The organism is Streptomyces sp. NPDC059092, from assembly GCF_042756365.1.
Classification (GTDB): domain Bacteria; phylum Actinomycetota; class Actinomycetes; order Streptomycetales; family Streptomycetaceae; genus Streptomyces.
This window is the reverse complement of the sequence record NZ_JBHZEJ010000010.1, coordinates 1-14387: the sequence shown is the minus strand read 5'-3', so window position 1 is coordinate 14387 and position 14387 is coordinate 1. Positions and strand designations below refer to the sequence as shown.

The following is a 14387-nucleotide window of genomic DNA, read 5'->3' as shown; positions in this document are numbered from 1 at the left end:
GGCGCCGTACCGCGCCCCCGCCCCCCTGGCCCCCAGGTCCCGCACCTCACCGCATCGAATCGCACCGTCCCCGCGTCCCCTTCGTACGTATCGGAGTCCGCTCGTGCACTCGTCAGCGACATCCTCGTCCGCCGCACAGACCCCCGGCATGACCGGCCCGGGCACCCCGCCCCGCAAGCTCGTCGTCCGCGCCTCGGTCATCTGCTTCCTGGCCTGGGTCTTCAGCGTCTACGACTTCACCCTCTTCGGCACCCTGCTCCCCAAGATCGCCGAGGACTTCGGCTGGTCCAACGCCACCGCCGCCAACGTCGTCACCGGCGTCACCGCCGGCACCTTCGTGGTCTCGCTCTGTGTCGGCCCGATCCTCGACCGCTTCGGCCGCCGCCCGGCCCTGATGATCACCTCGGCCGGGGCCGCCCTCACCTCCGCGGCGACCGCCCTGGCCGGCGGCGCGATCTCCCTGGTCGGTATCCGCGCCTTCTCCGGGTTCGGCTACTCCGAGGAGGTCGTCAACACCGTCTACCTCAACGAGATCTACGGGAAACACCCCCGGCGCGGACTGCTCTTCAGCTTCGTCCAGAGCGGCTGGCCGGTCGGCGCCCTGGTCGGAGCGGGGGTGACGGCCCTGACCCTGCCCACCTTCGGCTGGCGCGGCAGCTTCGTGATCGCGGCCGTCCCCGCGCTGGTCATCGCCGTGCTGATGCGCACACTGCCCGAGTCCCCGGTCTTCCTCGGCCTGAAGAAGGCCCGCGCCCTGCGCGCCGAGGGGCGCCCCGCCGAGGCCGAGGCAGTCGAGAAATCGGCCGGCATCGAGACCGCCGCGACCAAGGCCGGCCTGCGGGAGGTCTTCACGCCCGCGCTGCGCCGCCACACGCTCTGTCTCTCGGCCGCCTGGCTGCTCAACTGGATGGGCATCCAGATATTCTCGGTGCTCGGGACGACCGTGCTCGTCGAGGCCAAGGGCGTCTCGTTCAGCAGCGCGCTGCTGGTCCTCGTCCTCGCCAACCTGGCCGGATTCTTCGGCTACGTCTTCCACGGCTGGCTCGGTGACCGGATCGGCCGCCGTACGACCATCATCATCGGCTGGAGCTGCGGCGGCGCCGCCATGACCGCCATGCTCTTCGGCCCCACCTCGACGGCGTCAGTGATCGGCCTCTACGCGCTCGGGCTGTTCTTCCTGACCGGCCCCTACTCGGCGATGTTGTTCTACATGAGCGAGTCGTTCCCCGAGCAGGTCCGCGGGATCGGCTCCAACGTCGCCCACACCATGGGCCCGGTCGGCGCCATCGTCGGCTCCGCGCTGCTCGGCGCGCTGCTCGCGGCCGGGACCTCGATGACCATCGCCGCCTTCATCGCCGGAGCCATCGGCATCTTCGGCTCCGGGCTCGTGATGCTCGGCGCCCGTGACGTCGACCGCCGCCCCGCGCCCGTACCCGCCCCCGCGGCCGTCTGACCGGCCCCGCCCCGCCCTTCCCGTACCCGTAGGTCCAGCCCGGCCCAGCCCGTTCGACAAGGAGATCCGCACACCATGACCGGAGAACGACAGCGCGGCGCCGCCCTCATCACCGGGGGCGCCAGCGGCATCGGCCGGGCGACGGCCGTCGCCTTCGCCGAGGCGGGCATCGACACCGTGATCGGCTTCCACAGCGCCGATCCGCACGACCCGTCCGAGACCGTCGACGCGGTCCGCGCGGCCGGCGGCCGGTGTCTCGCCGTCGAGGCCGATGTCGCGAGCGAAGCGGGCCCCGAGCGGCTGGCGCGGGCCGCCGAGGAGACGTACGGCCGGCTCGACATCGCCGTCGCGGCGGCCGGCATCCTGCGCCGGGCGCCGCTCGCCGAACTCACCGACGAGGCCTGGCAGGACATGCTCGGCGTCGACCTCACCGGCGTGCTGCGCACCTTCCGCTCCTCGGTGGCGCGGATGACAGGCCCCGGCGCGCTGCTCGCCGTCTCGTCCATCGCGGGCGGTGTGTACGGCTGGGGCGAGCACGCGCACTACGCCGCCGCCAAGGCCGGGGTGCTGGGCCTGGTCCGCTCCCTCGCCGTGGAACTGGCGCCCCGGGGCATCCGCGCCAACTCCGTGATCCCCGGGCTGATCGAGACCCCGCAGTCGCTGGACGCGCGCAACTCGCTCGGCCCCGAGGGGCTGCGCGCGGCGGGCTCGTCCATCCCGGCCGGCCGGGTCGGACGCCCGGCGGAGGTGGCCGCCGCCATCCGCTTCCTGTGCGCGCCCGAAGCCTCGTACATCACCGGACAGCAGCTCGTCGTGGACGGCGGTCTGACGGTCCGCTTCCCCGACTGACGCCGCCCGCCCCGCCGGCCCCGCCCGTCCTTCCCCGGCTCGACCACCTCACGGAGACCCCATGACCACCCCGCCCTCGGAACCGACCCCGTCCCCGCGCACCGTACTGATCACCGGCGCGGCCAGCGGCATCGGCGCCGCCGTCGCCGAGGCGTTCGCCCACGAGGGGGCCGGGCTCGCCCTCGCCGACCGGGACACCGAGCGGCTGGCGGCCCTGCGCGACCGGCTGCCCCGTACGGCCGCCGTCACCCTGCACACGCTCGACGTCGCCGACGCCGACCAGGTCAGGGAGACGGTCGAGGAGGTGGTACGCCGCCACGGCGGGGTGGACGTCCTCGTCAACTCGGCCGGCATCCTGACCGAGGTCCCGCTGGCGGAGATGGATCCGGCCGTCTGGGACGAGACCATCGCCGTGGATCTGCGAGGTGTCTTCCTGACCTGCCGCTACACCCTTCCGCACATGATCGGGCGGGGCGGCGGCCGGATCGTCAACATCGCCTCGCAGCTCGGTCAGAAGGGCGGCGAGGGGCTGACCCACTACTCGGCCGCCAAGGCCGGGGTCATCGGCTTCACCAAGGCGCTCGCCCGGGAGGCCGCCCCGCACAACGTGCTGGTCAACGCGGTCGCCCCGGGCCCGGTGGAGACCCCCTTGGTGGACGGGCTCAGCCCCGGGTGGAAGCGCGCCAAGCAGGCGGAGCTGCCGCTCGGCCGGTTCGGGCTGCCGGAGGAGATCGCGCCGACCGTGCTGCTCCTCGCCTCCGACCCCGGCGGCAACCTCTACGTGGGACAGACCCTCGGCCCCAACAGCGGCGACGTGATGGCATGACGGCCGGCCAGGACGGGCACGTCGAAGTCGCCCGCGCCCCGGCGGCCCGCCGTACGGAGCGGGGCTGACCGGCCGTGTGCGGAGGGTGCGGCCGTCCCGCGACCCGCTGGACGGAGCGCGTGGCGCCGCTCGGTCCTGGCGGCACTGCCGCCCGGCACCGCGCCGTCCGACGGCTGCTGGCGGGAACCCGGCTGACCGCCAGGCCGTGGCCCGGCGGCGGCTGGCAGCTCGCCGACCGCGCCGGACGCCGGCGCCACTGCGAAGGACTCGACGCGCTCTGGACCGCCGTACGCGCCCTCTCGGGGCCGGTGATCACCCCCGACCCCAGGGACCCCACCCACCTCTGGAGCCTGCCCCGGCCGTACACGCCCGATCCGCACGCGCTGGTCGTCTGGACGGCGGCGGCGCTGCGCGCGGGCCCGGTGCCCGGCGTGCTCACCGTACGGGCGGCGGGCTGGTCGCTGACCGCGGGGCCGGATCCGTACTCCGCTCCCGTACTCCACCACGCGGAAGCGGATCCGGCGGACCCGGCCGGTCCGGCGGCCGGTGGTCTGCGCGTCGAGGCCCCGTGGGGCGCCCGCGCGCTCGCCACCCACCTGGCGCGGGTGTGCGCGCCACCGGACGTGGCCGGGTGAGCACCGCGCCTGCTCAGGAGCGTGCCAGGACCGGCGCCCGGAGCTGTTCGATACGATGAACAGCCAGGGTTGCCGCACGTCCTCCGGCGTCGTTCCCGCACCACCGAAGGGTCGAGATGGCTACCATCAGGGACGTCGCCCAGCGGGCCGGGGTCGCGCCCAGCACGGTCAGTTACGTCTTCAACGGCTCCCGCTCGATCTCCGAGGAGACCCGCAGACGCGTCCAGGAGGCCGTCGACGCGCTCGGCTACCACCCGCGCGCCAGCGCCAGGACCCTGCGCAGCAGCCGCACCCATGTGATCGCCCTCGCGCTGCCCCGCGCGGCCGGTGAACGGCACGCCGTGGACGGCCGGTTCGCCATCGAGGTCAGCGACGCGGCCAACACCCTCGGCCACGACCTGCTGCTGACGACCTCGCAGGACAAGGCGGAGGGGCTGCGACGCGTGGCGCTCAGCGGTCTCGCGGACGCGGCGGTCCTGATGGCGGTGGACATGGAGGACGCGCGGATCGACGTCGTACGCGAACTGGCCTTCCCCGCGGCGCTGATCGGGCGGCCCGCCGACGAGGACGCCCTGCCCTGGACCGATCTCGACTGGGAGGAGGCCGCGGCGCTCGCCGTCCGCGAACTCGCCGCCGCCGGCCACCGCGAGCTGGTCTATCTCGCACCCGGCGAGCCGGAGGTACGGGGCCGGCGCAGCTACGCGCTGCGCGGGATCGACGGCGCCCGCCGGGGCGCCCGTACCACCGGCGCCGCCGTCCGCGTCGTCCACTCCGTCGGCGATCCGGCCAGGCTGGCGCACCGGCTCCGTACGCTGCTGGGGGAGCGGACGGCCGACGGGGCCCGGCGGCCGGGGAGCGACGCGGGGACCGGCGCGGCGCCGACCGCCCTGGTGGTGCAGCACCCCTCCGCGCACCACCACATCCTGACGTCGGTGACCGCGGCCGGACTGCGGGTGCCACAGGACGTCACCGTCGTCGTCATCGGTACGCTCCCGGGCGACCCGTCGAGCAGCCGGCTGCCCCGGATCGACCTGCCGGTCCGGACGCTGGCCACCGAGGTCACCCGGCTCGCCGTGGCCGCCGCCGCCGTGCTGCGCGAGGACACCGCGCGCGGTACGGAGCACGCGGAGCCCGGCGCGCGGCTGCTCGCCGACACCGTCGGGCATCTGCTGATCGCGCCGGTCCTGCTGCCGGGCGCGGTGCCGCTGGGCGTGCCGCGCGGCTGACCCCGGCCGGACCCCGCCCGTACGTACCGAAGACACCGCTCGGCTCTTGTCGCCGTTTCGGCGAGCGCCTACCATCGCCGCAGCGCTGAATCGAATCGATTCGACACCTGTTCTCCCCGCCCGCTGCCCGCCACTTCTCCCGTCGCCTCTCGCCCCCCCACCGGCACATCCCCGTACATCCCCGTGGATCCCGTACACCTCTGTGCATCTCCGTCTCCATACAGCGTTGTAGACCGAACGGAGTCCTCTTCCATGCACCAGATCCGCCGCCTCCCGGCGCCGGCCGTACTCCTCACCGCGCTCGTGGCCATCACCCCTCTCGCCGGGTGTGCGCGGCTGCCCGACCCCGGCACCCTCACCGTCCTCAACTCGGCCACCGACACCCACGAACACGACCAGCAGCAGAAGTTCTTCGACCGCTGCGCGCAGCCGCTCGGTGTGAAGGTCAGACAGACCAGCGTCCCCGCCGACCAGGTGGTGTCCAAGGCCCTGCGGATGGCCTCCTCCCACTCGCTGACCGACATCCTCGAACTGGACGGCTCCGAACTCCCGCAGTTCGCCGACACCGGCGGCCTCCTCCCGCTGAAGGACGCGGGCGTGGACGTGACCGGGATGTCGCCCGGCGCCGTCTCCATGGGCAGCTTCCGGGGTGAGCAGTTCGGCATCGCCCGGTCGGTCAACTCCCTCGCCCTGATCTACAACGCCGCTCTGCTGCGCAAGGCGGGCGTCGAACCACCCGCCACCTGGGACGAGTTGAAGGCGACCGCCAAAAAGCTCACCCAGGGCCGGACATTCGGGATGGCCTTCAGCGCGACCCCCGACGCGGACGGCGTCTACCAGTTCCTGCCGTTCTTCTGGTCGGCCGGCGGCGACGAGACACGTCTCGACGACGGGAAGGGCGCCCCCGCCCTGCGCCTCTGGAAGGACCTGATCGACGACAGATCCGCCTCCAGCGCCGCCGTCACCTGGAACCAGCAGGACGTCAACGACCAGTTCATCGCGGGACGGGCCGCGATGATGATCAACGGGCCCTGGCAGGTTCCGGTGCTCAGCGAGCACAAGGACCTCGACTGGGCGGTCGCCACGATCCCCGTCCCCGAGGCCGGCCGCCCGCCCGTCCCGCCGATCGGCGGGACGGTCATGGCCCTGCCCCGCACCGGCGACGCCGGGCGCCAGAAGACCGCGGCGCGGATCATCGACTGCCTCAACGAGCAGCGCAACCAGGTCTCCTGGGGCGAGGCCGTCTACAACGTCCCCACCCGTACGGCCGCCGCCGCCGCGTACAAGGCCCAGAACCCCAAGCTCGGCGCGTTCGCCGACGAGGTCGCCACCGCCCGCTCCCGCACCGACCGGGTCGGCGCCCGCTGGCCGGTCGTCTCCGACGCCCTCGCGGGCGCCTTCCAGTCCGTACTGACCGGGCGCTCCACACCCGAAGCCGCCCTGAAGCAGGCCCAGTCACGGGCCACGGCCGGTGAGTGACGTGAGGAGACCCGCCATGACCACCACCACAGCCGGCGCCCCCGCGCCCGCCGGAAGACCCTCGGGAGACGCCCCCACCGGCACCACGGACGCCACCCGAGCGCCCCTGCGGCCCGCACGCCGAGCCGCGATCCTGCGCCTGCTCTTCGTCGCCCCCGCCGTCCTCTACATGCTGGCCTTCTTCGGCTATCCGCTCGTACGCAACATCGTCATGAGCTTCCAGCACTTCACCCCGCGCACCTACTTCACCGGCGAGGCCCCCTTCAACGGGCTCGACAACTGGCGCGGGGTCTTCGGCAATCCACTCTTCACCGGCTCCCTCTGGCACACCCTGCTCTTCACCGCGGGCTCCCTGCTCGGCCAGTTCGTCATCGGCCTCGCCCTCGCCGTGTTCTTCTCCCGCCGCTTCCGGCTCTCCGGGTTCGTCCGCGCGGTCCTGCTGCTGCCCTGGCTCGTCCCGATGGTCGTCTCGGCCGTCGTCTGGCGCAAACTCCTCGACCAGGACACCGGCGTCCTCAACACACTCCTGATGGACCTGCACCTCACCTCGGACGCCGTGCCCTGGCTCAGCAGCCCGAACGTCGCCCTGCTCTCCGCGATCCTCGTCAACATCTGGATCGGCATCCCGTTCAACATGGTGATCCTCTACGGCGGGCTCCAGGAGATACCCCGCGATCTGTACGAGGCCGCCTCATTGGACGGCGCCGGCCCCTGGCGCACCTTCCGCGGCCTCACCCTGCCGCTGCTGCGCCCCGTCGTCACCGTGGTCCTCATCCTCGGCTTCATGTCCACGGTGAAGATCCTCGACCTGATCCTCGCCCTCACCGGTGGCGGCCCCGCCGACTCCACCCAGACCCTCGGCACCGTCACCTACCAACTCTCCTTCCAGCAGCTCAACTTCGGCCAGGGAGCGGTGGTCGGCAACGTACTCATCCTGGTCAGCGCGGTCTTCGCCGTGCTCTATCTGCGTGCCAACCGCTCCGACTTCGGCCAGGGGAAGTGACCGCCATGTCCACCACCCACACCGCCGGCCGCCCGCGCGGCGCCGCCTCCACCGTCTTCGCGCTCCTCGTCCTCGCCGTCCTGCTCTTCCCGCTCTACTGGATGGTCAACATCGCCCTCCAGCCAGGCGAGAGCCTGGCCGCCACCCACTGGCTGCCCACCTCACCCGGCTGGGACAACTTCCAGCGGGCGCTGAGCGGTCAGGGCGGCTCGCTGGTGACCAGCCTCGTCGTCGCACTCGGCGCCGTCGTGGTCTGTCTGGCGCTGGCCGCGCCCGCCGCGTACGGCCTGGCCCAGCTCGGGCTGCGCGGCAGCCGTACGATCGTGTTCGCCACGCTGATCACCCAGATGGTCCCAGGCATCGTCATCGCCAACGCCCTCTACAGCGCCTACGTCGAACTGCGCCTGGTCAACTCCCCGTTGGGGCTGATCCTCGCCGACGCCTCCCTCGGCCTGCCGTTCTCCATCGTGCTGCTGCGCGCCTTCATGGTGTCGGTCCCGCGCGAGGTCGTGGAGGCGGCGCTGGTCGACGGCGCGGGCCGGTTCACCGCCTTCGTCCGGATCGTCCTGCCGATGAGCCGCAACGCCCTGATCACGGCGGGCCTGTTCACCTTCCTCTTCGCCTGGTCCGACTTCATGTTCGCGCTGACGCTCAACACCACGGACGACGTCAAACCGATCACGCTCGCCATGTACGAGTACATCGGCGCTCATGTCAGCGACTGGGGCGCGGTGATGGCGACCGCCGTCGTCTCCGCCGTCCCCGCCGCGATCCTGCTGGTCGTGGCCCAGAAGTACGTGGCCGCCGGCATCACCGGCGGGTCCGTCAAATAACGGCCGTGGCCCCAGGGATCATCGACCCGGTGGGCCACCGATCCGTACCAGCCCCTCCGACAGAGCAGGAGCACCGATGAAGTTCACCGACGGGTACTGGCAGATGCGCCCCGGGGTGACCGCCCGGTACGCGGTCTCCGTCGCCGACGCCGATGTGGCCGACGACCGGGTCACCCTCCACGCGCCGGTGGGGCGGGTGACCCACCGCGGCGACACCCTCAACGCCCCCCTCGTGACCGTCGACTGCTGGTCGCCCGCCGAGGGCGTCATCGGCGTCCGTGTCACCCACCACGGCGGACGCGCCCCGAGGACACCGGAGTTCGCGCTCACCACCGGGGCCGGGACCGGCTCCGGCAAGGTGACCAGGCGGGGCTCCACGATCGAACTCACCTCCGGCGAAATCTCCTTGAGGACCGACACCGACGCGCCCTGGCAGCTCGACTTCACGGCGGGCGGGCAGACCCTGACCTCGATCGGCGGCCGGGGCGCCGGTTTCGCGACCGACGCCGACGGCCGGCACTTCATGCTCGCGCAGCTCTCGCTCGCCGTCGGGGAGAGCGTGTACGGGCTGGGCGAACGCTTCACCCCGTTCGTCAAGAACGGCCAGACCGTGGACATCTGGCAGGCGGACGGCGGCACCAGCAGCGAACAGGCCTACAAGAACATCCCGTTCCACCTCACCAGCCGGGGCTACGGCGTCTTCGTCAACCACCCGGGCCAGGTCTCCTACGAGGTGGGCTCCGAGGCCGTCGGCCGCGTCCAGTTCAGCGTCGAGGACCAGAGCCTGGAGTTCTACGTCATCCACGGCCCGGGCCCCCGGGAGATCCTCGCCCGGTACACCGCCCTCACCGGCCGCCCCGCGCTGCCGCCCGCCTGGTCCTTCGGCCTGTGGCTCTCGACCTCCTTCACCACCTCGTACGACGAGGCCACCGTCAACCGGTTCGTCCAGGGCATGGCCGACGCCGAAATCCCCCTGAGCGTCTTCCACTTCGACTGTTTCTGGATGCGCGAGTACCAGTGGAGCGACTTCGTCTGGGACCCGGACGTCTTCCCCGACCCGGAGGGCATGCTCGCCCGGCTGCACGAGCGCGGGCTCCGCGTCTGCGCCTGGATCAACCCGTACATCGCCCAGAAGTCCCCCCTCTTCGCCGAGGGGATGGCCGAGGGCCATCTGCTCAAAAAGCCTGACGGCGACGTCTGGCAGTGGGACCGCTGGCAGCCCGGGATGGCACTGGTCGACTTCACCGACCCGGCCGCCCGCGCCTGGTACGCCGACAAGCTGCGCGTCCTGCTCGACCAGGGCGTCGACTGCTTCAAGACGGACTTCGGCGAGCGCGTGCCCCTCGACGTCGTGTGGCACGACGGCTCCGACCCGGAGCGGATGCACAACTACTACACGCAGATCTACAACGAGACCGTCTTCGAACTGCTGCGCAAGGAACGCGGCGAGGGCGAGGCCGTCGTCTTCGCCCGCTCCGCCACCACCGGCGGCCAGCGACTGCCCGTGCACTGGGGCGGTGACTGCGAATCGACGTTCGAGGCCATGGCCGAGTCGCTGCGCGGCGGGCTCTCGCTGGGCCTGTCCGGCTTCGGGTTCTGGAGCCATGACATCGGCGGGTTCGAGGGCACCCCGACACCCGCGCTCTTCAAGCGCTGGGTCCAGTTCGGCCTGCTGTCCTCGCACAGCAGGCTGCACGGCTCCAAGTCCTACCGGGTGCCGTGGGACTACGGCGAAGAGGCCGTCGCCGTCACCCGCGACTTCACCCGCCTCAAGCACCGGCTGATGCCGTACCTCTACCGCGCCGCGACCCAGGCCAGGGACACCGGCACCCCCGTGATGCGCGCCATGGTGCTGGAGTTCCCCGACGACCCGGCCTGCCGCCCGCTCGACCGGCAGTACCTGCTCGGCGACGACCTGCTGGTCGCCCCCGTCTTCACCGAGGACGGATCGGTCGAGTACTACGTCCCCGACGGCGTATGGACCAACATCCTCACCGGCGCCCAGGTCACCGGCCCCGGCTGGCGGCGCGAGACCCACGGCTTCGACACCCTGCCGCTGCTGGCCAGGCCGGGCGCCGTACTCCCGCTCGGCGCCGTGGACGAGAGCCCCGAGTACGACTGGGCGGACGGGGTGACGCTGCGCGTGCACACCCCGGTGGACGGCGCCGAGGTCGTCACGACCGTCCCCGCGCCCGACGGCTCAGGGCCCGCCGCGGTCTTCACCACCCGGCGCGACGGCGACGAGATCGTCGTGGAGACGGGGAGCGCACTGCCCTGGAAGGTCCTGCTGGTGGGCGCCGCCCCCACCGGGGACGCCACCCCCGATCCGCTCGGCGCCCTCCACAGCGCCCCGGCGGGCACCCACCGGCTGACGGCCCGCCTGGCCTGAGCCCTTTCCGCGTTCCCCCAGAGCGTCACCACCGCCATCCTGGTCAAATGTATGGAGATGACCGCATATGGCCGCACATGTAGCGGATGGCTGATGTTCGCACCCTCTGGGGGTACGCATGACCGCACGCAGCGGTACGGACGGTACGCGGGAGACGCCGTCGCCGGACCGGGCGCGCCCCGGCCACCTCCAGCGCCTCGGGGAGTGGTGCGCCCGTCACTTCGTCGTGGTCGTCGTCGCCTGGCTGGTCGCCCTCGGCGCGCTCCACGCGGCGCAGAACTCCTTCGGCGGCACCTACTCGGACGACTTCGCCCTCCCCGGAACCCAGTCGGACACCGGTGCCCGGGTGCTCAGGGAGCACGCGCCCGCGGCCTCCGGCACCGTCGGCCAGGTCGTCCTGCACGACGGACGGCAGTCCCTCACCGCCGTGCGGAGCCAGGTCGACCAGACGGTCGCCTCCCTCAAGAAGCTCCCGCACGTCCTCTCCGCGGTGAACCCGCTGCCCGCCACCCCCACCTCACCGCCCACCGGAGCGCTCACCTCCGACGGGCGGACGGGCTACATCAGCGTCCGCTTCAGCGCCAGCCCCACCACCTTCCCCCACTCCTATCTCGACGGGGTCGACCGGGCCGTACAGCCGCTGCGCGCCGCCGGCGTCGAGGTCGAGTACGGCGGACCGCTCGGCGAACTGGCCCGCCCGAAAGCCGGGGACCTGACGAGCGAGGCCATCGGGTTCGGCGTGGCGGTCATCGTCCTGCTGATCGGCTTCGGCAGCGTCATCGCCGCCGGGATCCCGCTGCTCACCGCGCTGATCGCGGTCGTCGTCGGGCTGGCCTGCCTCTCCCTGATCGCCGCGGTCTTCACCTTCGCGAGCGTCTCACCCACCCTGGCCACGATGATCGGCCTCGGCGTCGGCATCGACTACGCCCTCTTCCTGATCACCCGCCACCGCCAGCAGGCGATGGACGGCGCGCCCCCGGTGACGGCGGCGGGCCGCGCGGTCGCCACCAGCGGCCGGGCCGTCCTCGTCTCCGGCTGTACGGTCATCGTCGCCCTGGCGGGGCTGTACGTCTCCCGGATCAGCTTCATCGGCAAACTCGGCGCCGCGGCGGCCGTCACCGTCGTCACCGCGGTCATCGGCGCGGTCACCCTCGTACCCGCCCTGCTCGGGCTCGCCGGGCGCCGGATCGACCGCTACCGGGTCCGCCGCCCGGTCGCGGAGGGCGTCACCGATCCGGCCGTCGTACACGCCGAGCGGCGTGCCGGCAGTACCCGGGTCCACACCGAGGCGAAAGGCGGCTGGCACCGGTACGCCCGGCGCGTGGAGCACCATCCGTGGTGGTTCCTGCTGGCCGGGCTGGTGGTCGTCGGCGTCCTCGCGATCCCCGTGTTCTCCATCCGCCTCGGCCATATCGACGACGGGGCCGACCCCACCAGCTTCACGGACCGGCGCGCCTATGACCTGATCTCCGCGGGCTTCGGGCCCGGCGCCAACGGCCCGCTCACCCTCGTCGTCGACCAGAGCAAGGTCCCCCAGGCCGACCGCTCCGCGCTCGCGGCGAACCTGACGAAGGCGCTCACCGGCGTTCCCGGCGCGGCGAGCGTCAGCCCGCTCACCCCGGCCGGCGACGGCCAGGTGCTGACGGCCACGGCGCTCTCCCGCACGTCCCCGCAGTCCGCCGGGACCGCCACGCTCTTCCGCCACCTCAAGGACGACGTACTGCCGCACGGCGCGGCCGGCACCGACGCCGCGACCTATGTGACGGGCACGACCGCCGCCCAGGAGGACTTCCTCGACCTCATCTCGGCCCGGCTGCCGCTCATCATCGGCGTGGTCGTCGGCCTGGCGTTCCTCATCATCCTCATCGTGTTCCGCGGGCTCCTCGTCGCGCTCAAGGCCGCCGTGCTCAACCTCCTCTCGATCGCCGCGTCGTACGGAGTGGTCGTCGCCGTCTTCCAGTGGGGCTGGGGCGGGCCCGCGCTGGGCGTCAACGGGACCGTGCCCATCGAGAGCTACGTACCGATGATGATGTTCGCCATCGTCTTCGGACTGAGCATGGACTACGAGGTCTTCCTGCTCTCCCGGGTCCACGAGGCCTGGCGCCGTACCCACCGCAGCGGGGACAGCGTCGCGCACGGTCTGGAGATCACGGCGCGCGTGATCACCTGTGCGGCGCTCATCATGGTCAGCGTCTTCGCCGCGTTCATCCTGAGCGACAACATCGTGGTCAAGATGCTCGGCCTCGGCCTGGCCGTCAGCGTCCTGATCGACGCCACCATCGTCCGGCTGCTGCTCGTCCCGGCGGTGATGACCCTGCTGGGCCCCGCCGCCTGGTGGACGCCCCGGTGGCTGGACCGCGTCCTGCCGCACGTGGACACGGAGGGCGAGGCGGTGGAGGCGAGGGCCTTCGCCCCGCCGGGCTGAGCGATGCCACGTACCCCGCCGTGGACCGCGCCGGGGTGCGGGATCGGCGGGGAGCGGTGATGGTGGTCAGGGATACGTTCCGAGCGAGGAGCCGAACATGTCGATGCTCGACAAGCTGAAGAGCCTCATCAAGGGGCATGAGGGCACCGCCCGTCAAGGGGTGGAGAAGGCCGGTGACGCGTTCGACCGGAAGACGGGGAACAAGTACCAGGGTCAGGTCGACACCGCCCAGAAGAAGATCAACGATGAGCTCGGCACGCAGGAGCCGCCGGGCGGCGACCGCCCGCCGCAGAGCTGACCCCTCCGGCCGATACGGCGTGTGCCGCGCGCGGGCGTGGCACACGCCGTACGCGTACGCCGTCAGCCTGTACGTCCGGGACGCGTCCGGCACCGCCACCGGCCACCGGATGGGGCTCCGGACCTCGTACATCGCGCCGACCGGCGGCCATCTCCACCCGAACGACGCGGGCATGAAGGTCATGGCGGACACCGTCGTCACCCGCGCGCTGCGCTGCGGCAGGTGGCGCCGCGGCGGGACCGGCCGATCGGCAGGGGTGACGGAGGAGTGAGGACGGGTACGGCCGACCCGTACGGCCCAGCAACGGGTCCCCCTCGCACGTCGCGCGGCCGAGAGTGGAGACGTACGCCCCAGAACGTCCGTGCCACCGACACCCCGGAGCCGCACCATGACCTGTTCCGTCCGACGTGACCTCGGCCTTCTCGCCCTGCGACTCGGCACCGGCGCGGTGCTCACCGCACACGGCACGCAGAAACTGTTCGGCTGGTTCGGCGGCGCCGGGCTCGACGGAACCGCCCAGGGGATGGAGGCCATGGGCTTCCGCCCCGGCCGGCAGAGCGCCCTCGCCTCCGGCCTCGCCGAGACGGGCGGCGGCGTCCTGCTGGCGCTCGGCCTCGCCGCCCCGGCGGCCGGCGCGGCGGCGGCCGGGGGCATGGCGGGTGCGGCGGCCGTGCACGCGCCCAGCGGGTTCTTCGCCCAGTCGGGCGGCTTCGAGTACCCGGGCTTCCTCGGCTGGACGGCCGCCTCCATCGGGCTGGCGGGCGCGGGCCGTTACTCCCTCGACCACGCCACCTGTCACGTGCTCGACCGGCACTGGATGGTCCCCGTGGCCTTCGCCGTCAGCGCGGCGGCGGCGGCCGTGGTGATCAGCAGGCGGGCCAAGGCGCTGGCGGCGGAGGCCGGGAACGGGGCGCCGGACGACGACACCACGGGGCACTGACCCGCCGGTACGCGTACGAGGGGTGGGCCAC

Annotated in this window: 13 protein-coding genes; all 13 read left to right on the top strand. The window is 72.5% G+C overall.

The genetic code is table 11. The features are described from left to right. Window positions 1-148 precede the first annotated feature (148 nt). The 13 genes from ACFXPL_RS08660 (at window position 149) to ACFXPL_RS08600 (ending at window position 14356) form a co-directional block, all read left to right on the top strand. Complete coding sequence (locus ACFXPL_RS08660; protein ID WP_384914679.1) at window positions 149-1453, top strand: MFS transporter; 1305 nt, start codon at window positions 149-151, stop codon at window positions 1451-1453. A gap of 75 nt (window positions 1454-1528) precedes the next feature. After that, on the top strand, window positions 1529-2302 hold the full coding sequence (locus tag ACFXPL_RS08655; protein WP_384914676.1) for an SDR family NAD(P)-dependent oxidoreductase: 774 nt from the start codon (window positions 1529-1531) through the stop codon (window positions 2300-2302). A gap of 61 nt (window positions 2303-2363) precedes the next feature. Further along, window positions 2364-3128: an SDR family NAD(P)-dependent oxidoreductase gene (locus tag ACFXPL_RS08650; RefSeq protein ID WP_384914673.1), complete on the top strand. Its 765-nt coding sequence runs from the start codon at window positions 2364-2366 to the stop codon at window positions 3126-3128. 119 nt (window positions 3129-3247) lie between these two features. Further along, complete coding sequence (locus ACFXPL_RS08645; protein ID WP_384914670.1) at window positions 3248-3763, top strand: hypothetical protein; 516 nt, start codon at window positions 3248-3250, stop codon at window positions 3761-3763. 116 nt (window positions 3764-3879) lie between these two features. After that, window positions 3880-4989: a LacI family DNA-binding transcriptional regulator gene (locus ACFXPL_RS08640; protein ID WP_384914667.1), complete on the top strand. Its 1110-nt coding sequence runs from the start codon at window positions 3880-3882 to the stop codon at window positions 4987-4989. A gap of 252 nt (window positions 4990-5241) precedes the next feature. Continuing rightward, window positions 5242-6468 (top strand): extracellular solute-binding protein, encoded by a 1227-nt coding sequence (locus ACFXPL_RS08635; RefSeq protein WP_384914664.1) that lies wholly within the window; start codon window positions 5242-5244, stop codon window positions 6466-6468. Window positions 6469-6484: 16 nt separating this feature from the next. Then, on the top strand, window positions 6485-7471 hold the full coding sequence (locus ACFXPL_RS08630) for a carbohydrate ABC transporter permease (protein ID WP_384914661.1): 987 nt from the start codon (window positions 6485-6487) through the stop codon (window positions 7469-7471). 5 nt (window positions 7472-7476) lie between these two features. After that, window positions 7477-8304 (top strand): carbohydrate ABC transporter permease, encoded by an 828-nt coding sequence (locus tag ACFXPL_RS08625; RefSeq protein WP_384914658.1) that lies wholly within the window; start codon window positions 7477-7479, stop codon window positions 8302-8304. A 76-nt stretch (window positions 8305-8380) separates the two neighbouring features. Continuing rightward, window positions 8381-10693: an alpha-xylosidase gene (yicI, locus tag ACFXPL_RS08620; RefSeq protein ID WP_384914655.1), complete on the top strand. Its 2313-nt coding sequence runs from the start codon at window positions 8381-8383 to the stop codon at window positions 10691-10693. Window positions 10694-10811: 118 nt separating this feature from the next. Continuing rightward, window positions 10812-13118, top strand: a complete 2307-nt coding sequence (locus tag ACFXPL_RS08615; RefSeq protein WP_384914651.1) for an MMPL family transporter — start codon at window positions 10812-10814, stop codon at window positions 13116-13118. Window positions 13119-13215: 97 nt separating this feature from the next. Further along, the gene (locus ACFXPL_RS08610; protein WP_384914648.1) at window positions 13216-13416 is read left to right on the top strand and encodes an antitoxin; all 201 of its coding nucleotides are present in this window, start codon (window positions 13216-13218) and stop codon (window positions 13414-13416) included. Continuing rightward, window positions 13364-13687: a hypothetical protein gene (locus ACFXPL_RS08605; RefSeq protein WP_384914645.1), complete on the top strand. Its 324-nt coding sequence runs from the start codon at window positions 13364-13366 to the stop codon at window positions 13685-13687. The genes ACFXPL_RS08610 and ACFXPL_RS08605 overlap by 53 nt, the downstream gene beginning before the upstream one ends. Before the next feature lie 117 nt (window positions 13688-13804). Beyond that, on the top strand, window positions 13805-14356 hold the full coding sequence (locus ACFXPL_RS08600; RefSeq protein WP_384914642.1) for a DoxX family protein: 552 nt from the start codon (window positions 13805-13807) through the stop codon (window positions 14354-14356). The last annotated feature ends 31 nt before the right edge of the window (window positions 14357-14387 follow it).

Excerpts from the sequence above, each read along its gene's own strand:
- ACFXPL_RS08660 (WP_384914679.1), top strand. The coding sequence starts at position 149 with ATGACCGGCCCGGGCACCCCGCCCCGCAAGCTCGTCGTCCGCGCCTCG.
- ACFXPL_RS08655 (WP_384914676.1), top strand. The coding sequence starts at position 1,529 with ATGACCGGAGAACGACAGCGCGGCGCCGCCCTCATCACCGGGGGCGCC.
- ACFXPL_RS08650 (WP_384914673.1), top strand. The coding sequence starts at position 2,364 with ATGACCACCCCGCCCTCGGAACCGACCCCGTCCCCGCGCACCGTACTG.
- ACFXPL_RS08640 (WP_384914667.1), top strand. The coding sequence starts at position 3,880 with ATGGCTACCATCAGGGACGTCGCCCAGCGGGCCGGGGTCGCGCCCAGC.
- ACFXPL_RS08635 (WP_384914664.1), top strand. The coding sequence starts at position 5,242 with ATGCACCAGATCCGCCGCCTCCCGGCGCCGGCCGTACTCCTCACCGCG.
- ACFXPL_RS08630 (WP_384914661.1), top strand. The coding sequence starts at position 6,485 with ATGACCACCACCACAGCCGGCGCCCCCGCGCCCGCCGGAAGACCCTCG.
- ACFXPL_RS08625 (WP_384914658.1), top strand. The coding sequence starts at position 7,477 with ATGTCCACCACCCACACCGCCGGCCGCCCGCGCGGCGCCGCCTCCACC.
- yicI (WP_384914655.1), top strand. The coding sequence starts at position 8,381 with ATGAAGTTCACCGACGGGTACTGGCAGATGCGCCCCGGGGTGACCGCC.
- ACFXPL_RS08615 (WP_384914651.1), top strand. The coding sequence starts at position 10,812 with ATGACCGCACGCAGCGGTACGGACGGTACGCGGGAGACGCCGTCGCCG.
- ACFXPL_RS08610 (WP_384914648.1), top strand. The coding sequence starts at position 13,216 with ATGTCGATGCTCGACAAGCTGAAGAGCCTCATCAAGGGGCATGAGGGC.
- ACFXPL_RS08605 (WP_384914645.1), top strand. The coding sequence starts at position 13,364 with ATGAGCTCGGCACGCAGGAGCCGCCGGGCGGCGACCGCCCGCCGCAGA.
- ACFXPL_RS08600 (WP_384914642.1), top strand. The coding sequence starts at position 13,805 with ATGACCTGTTCCGTCCGACGTGACCTCGGCCTTCTCGCCCTGCGACTC.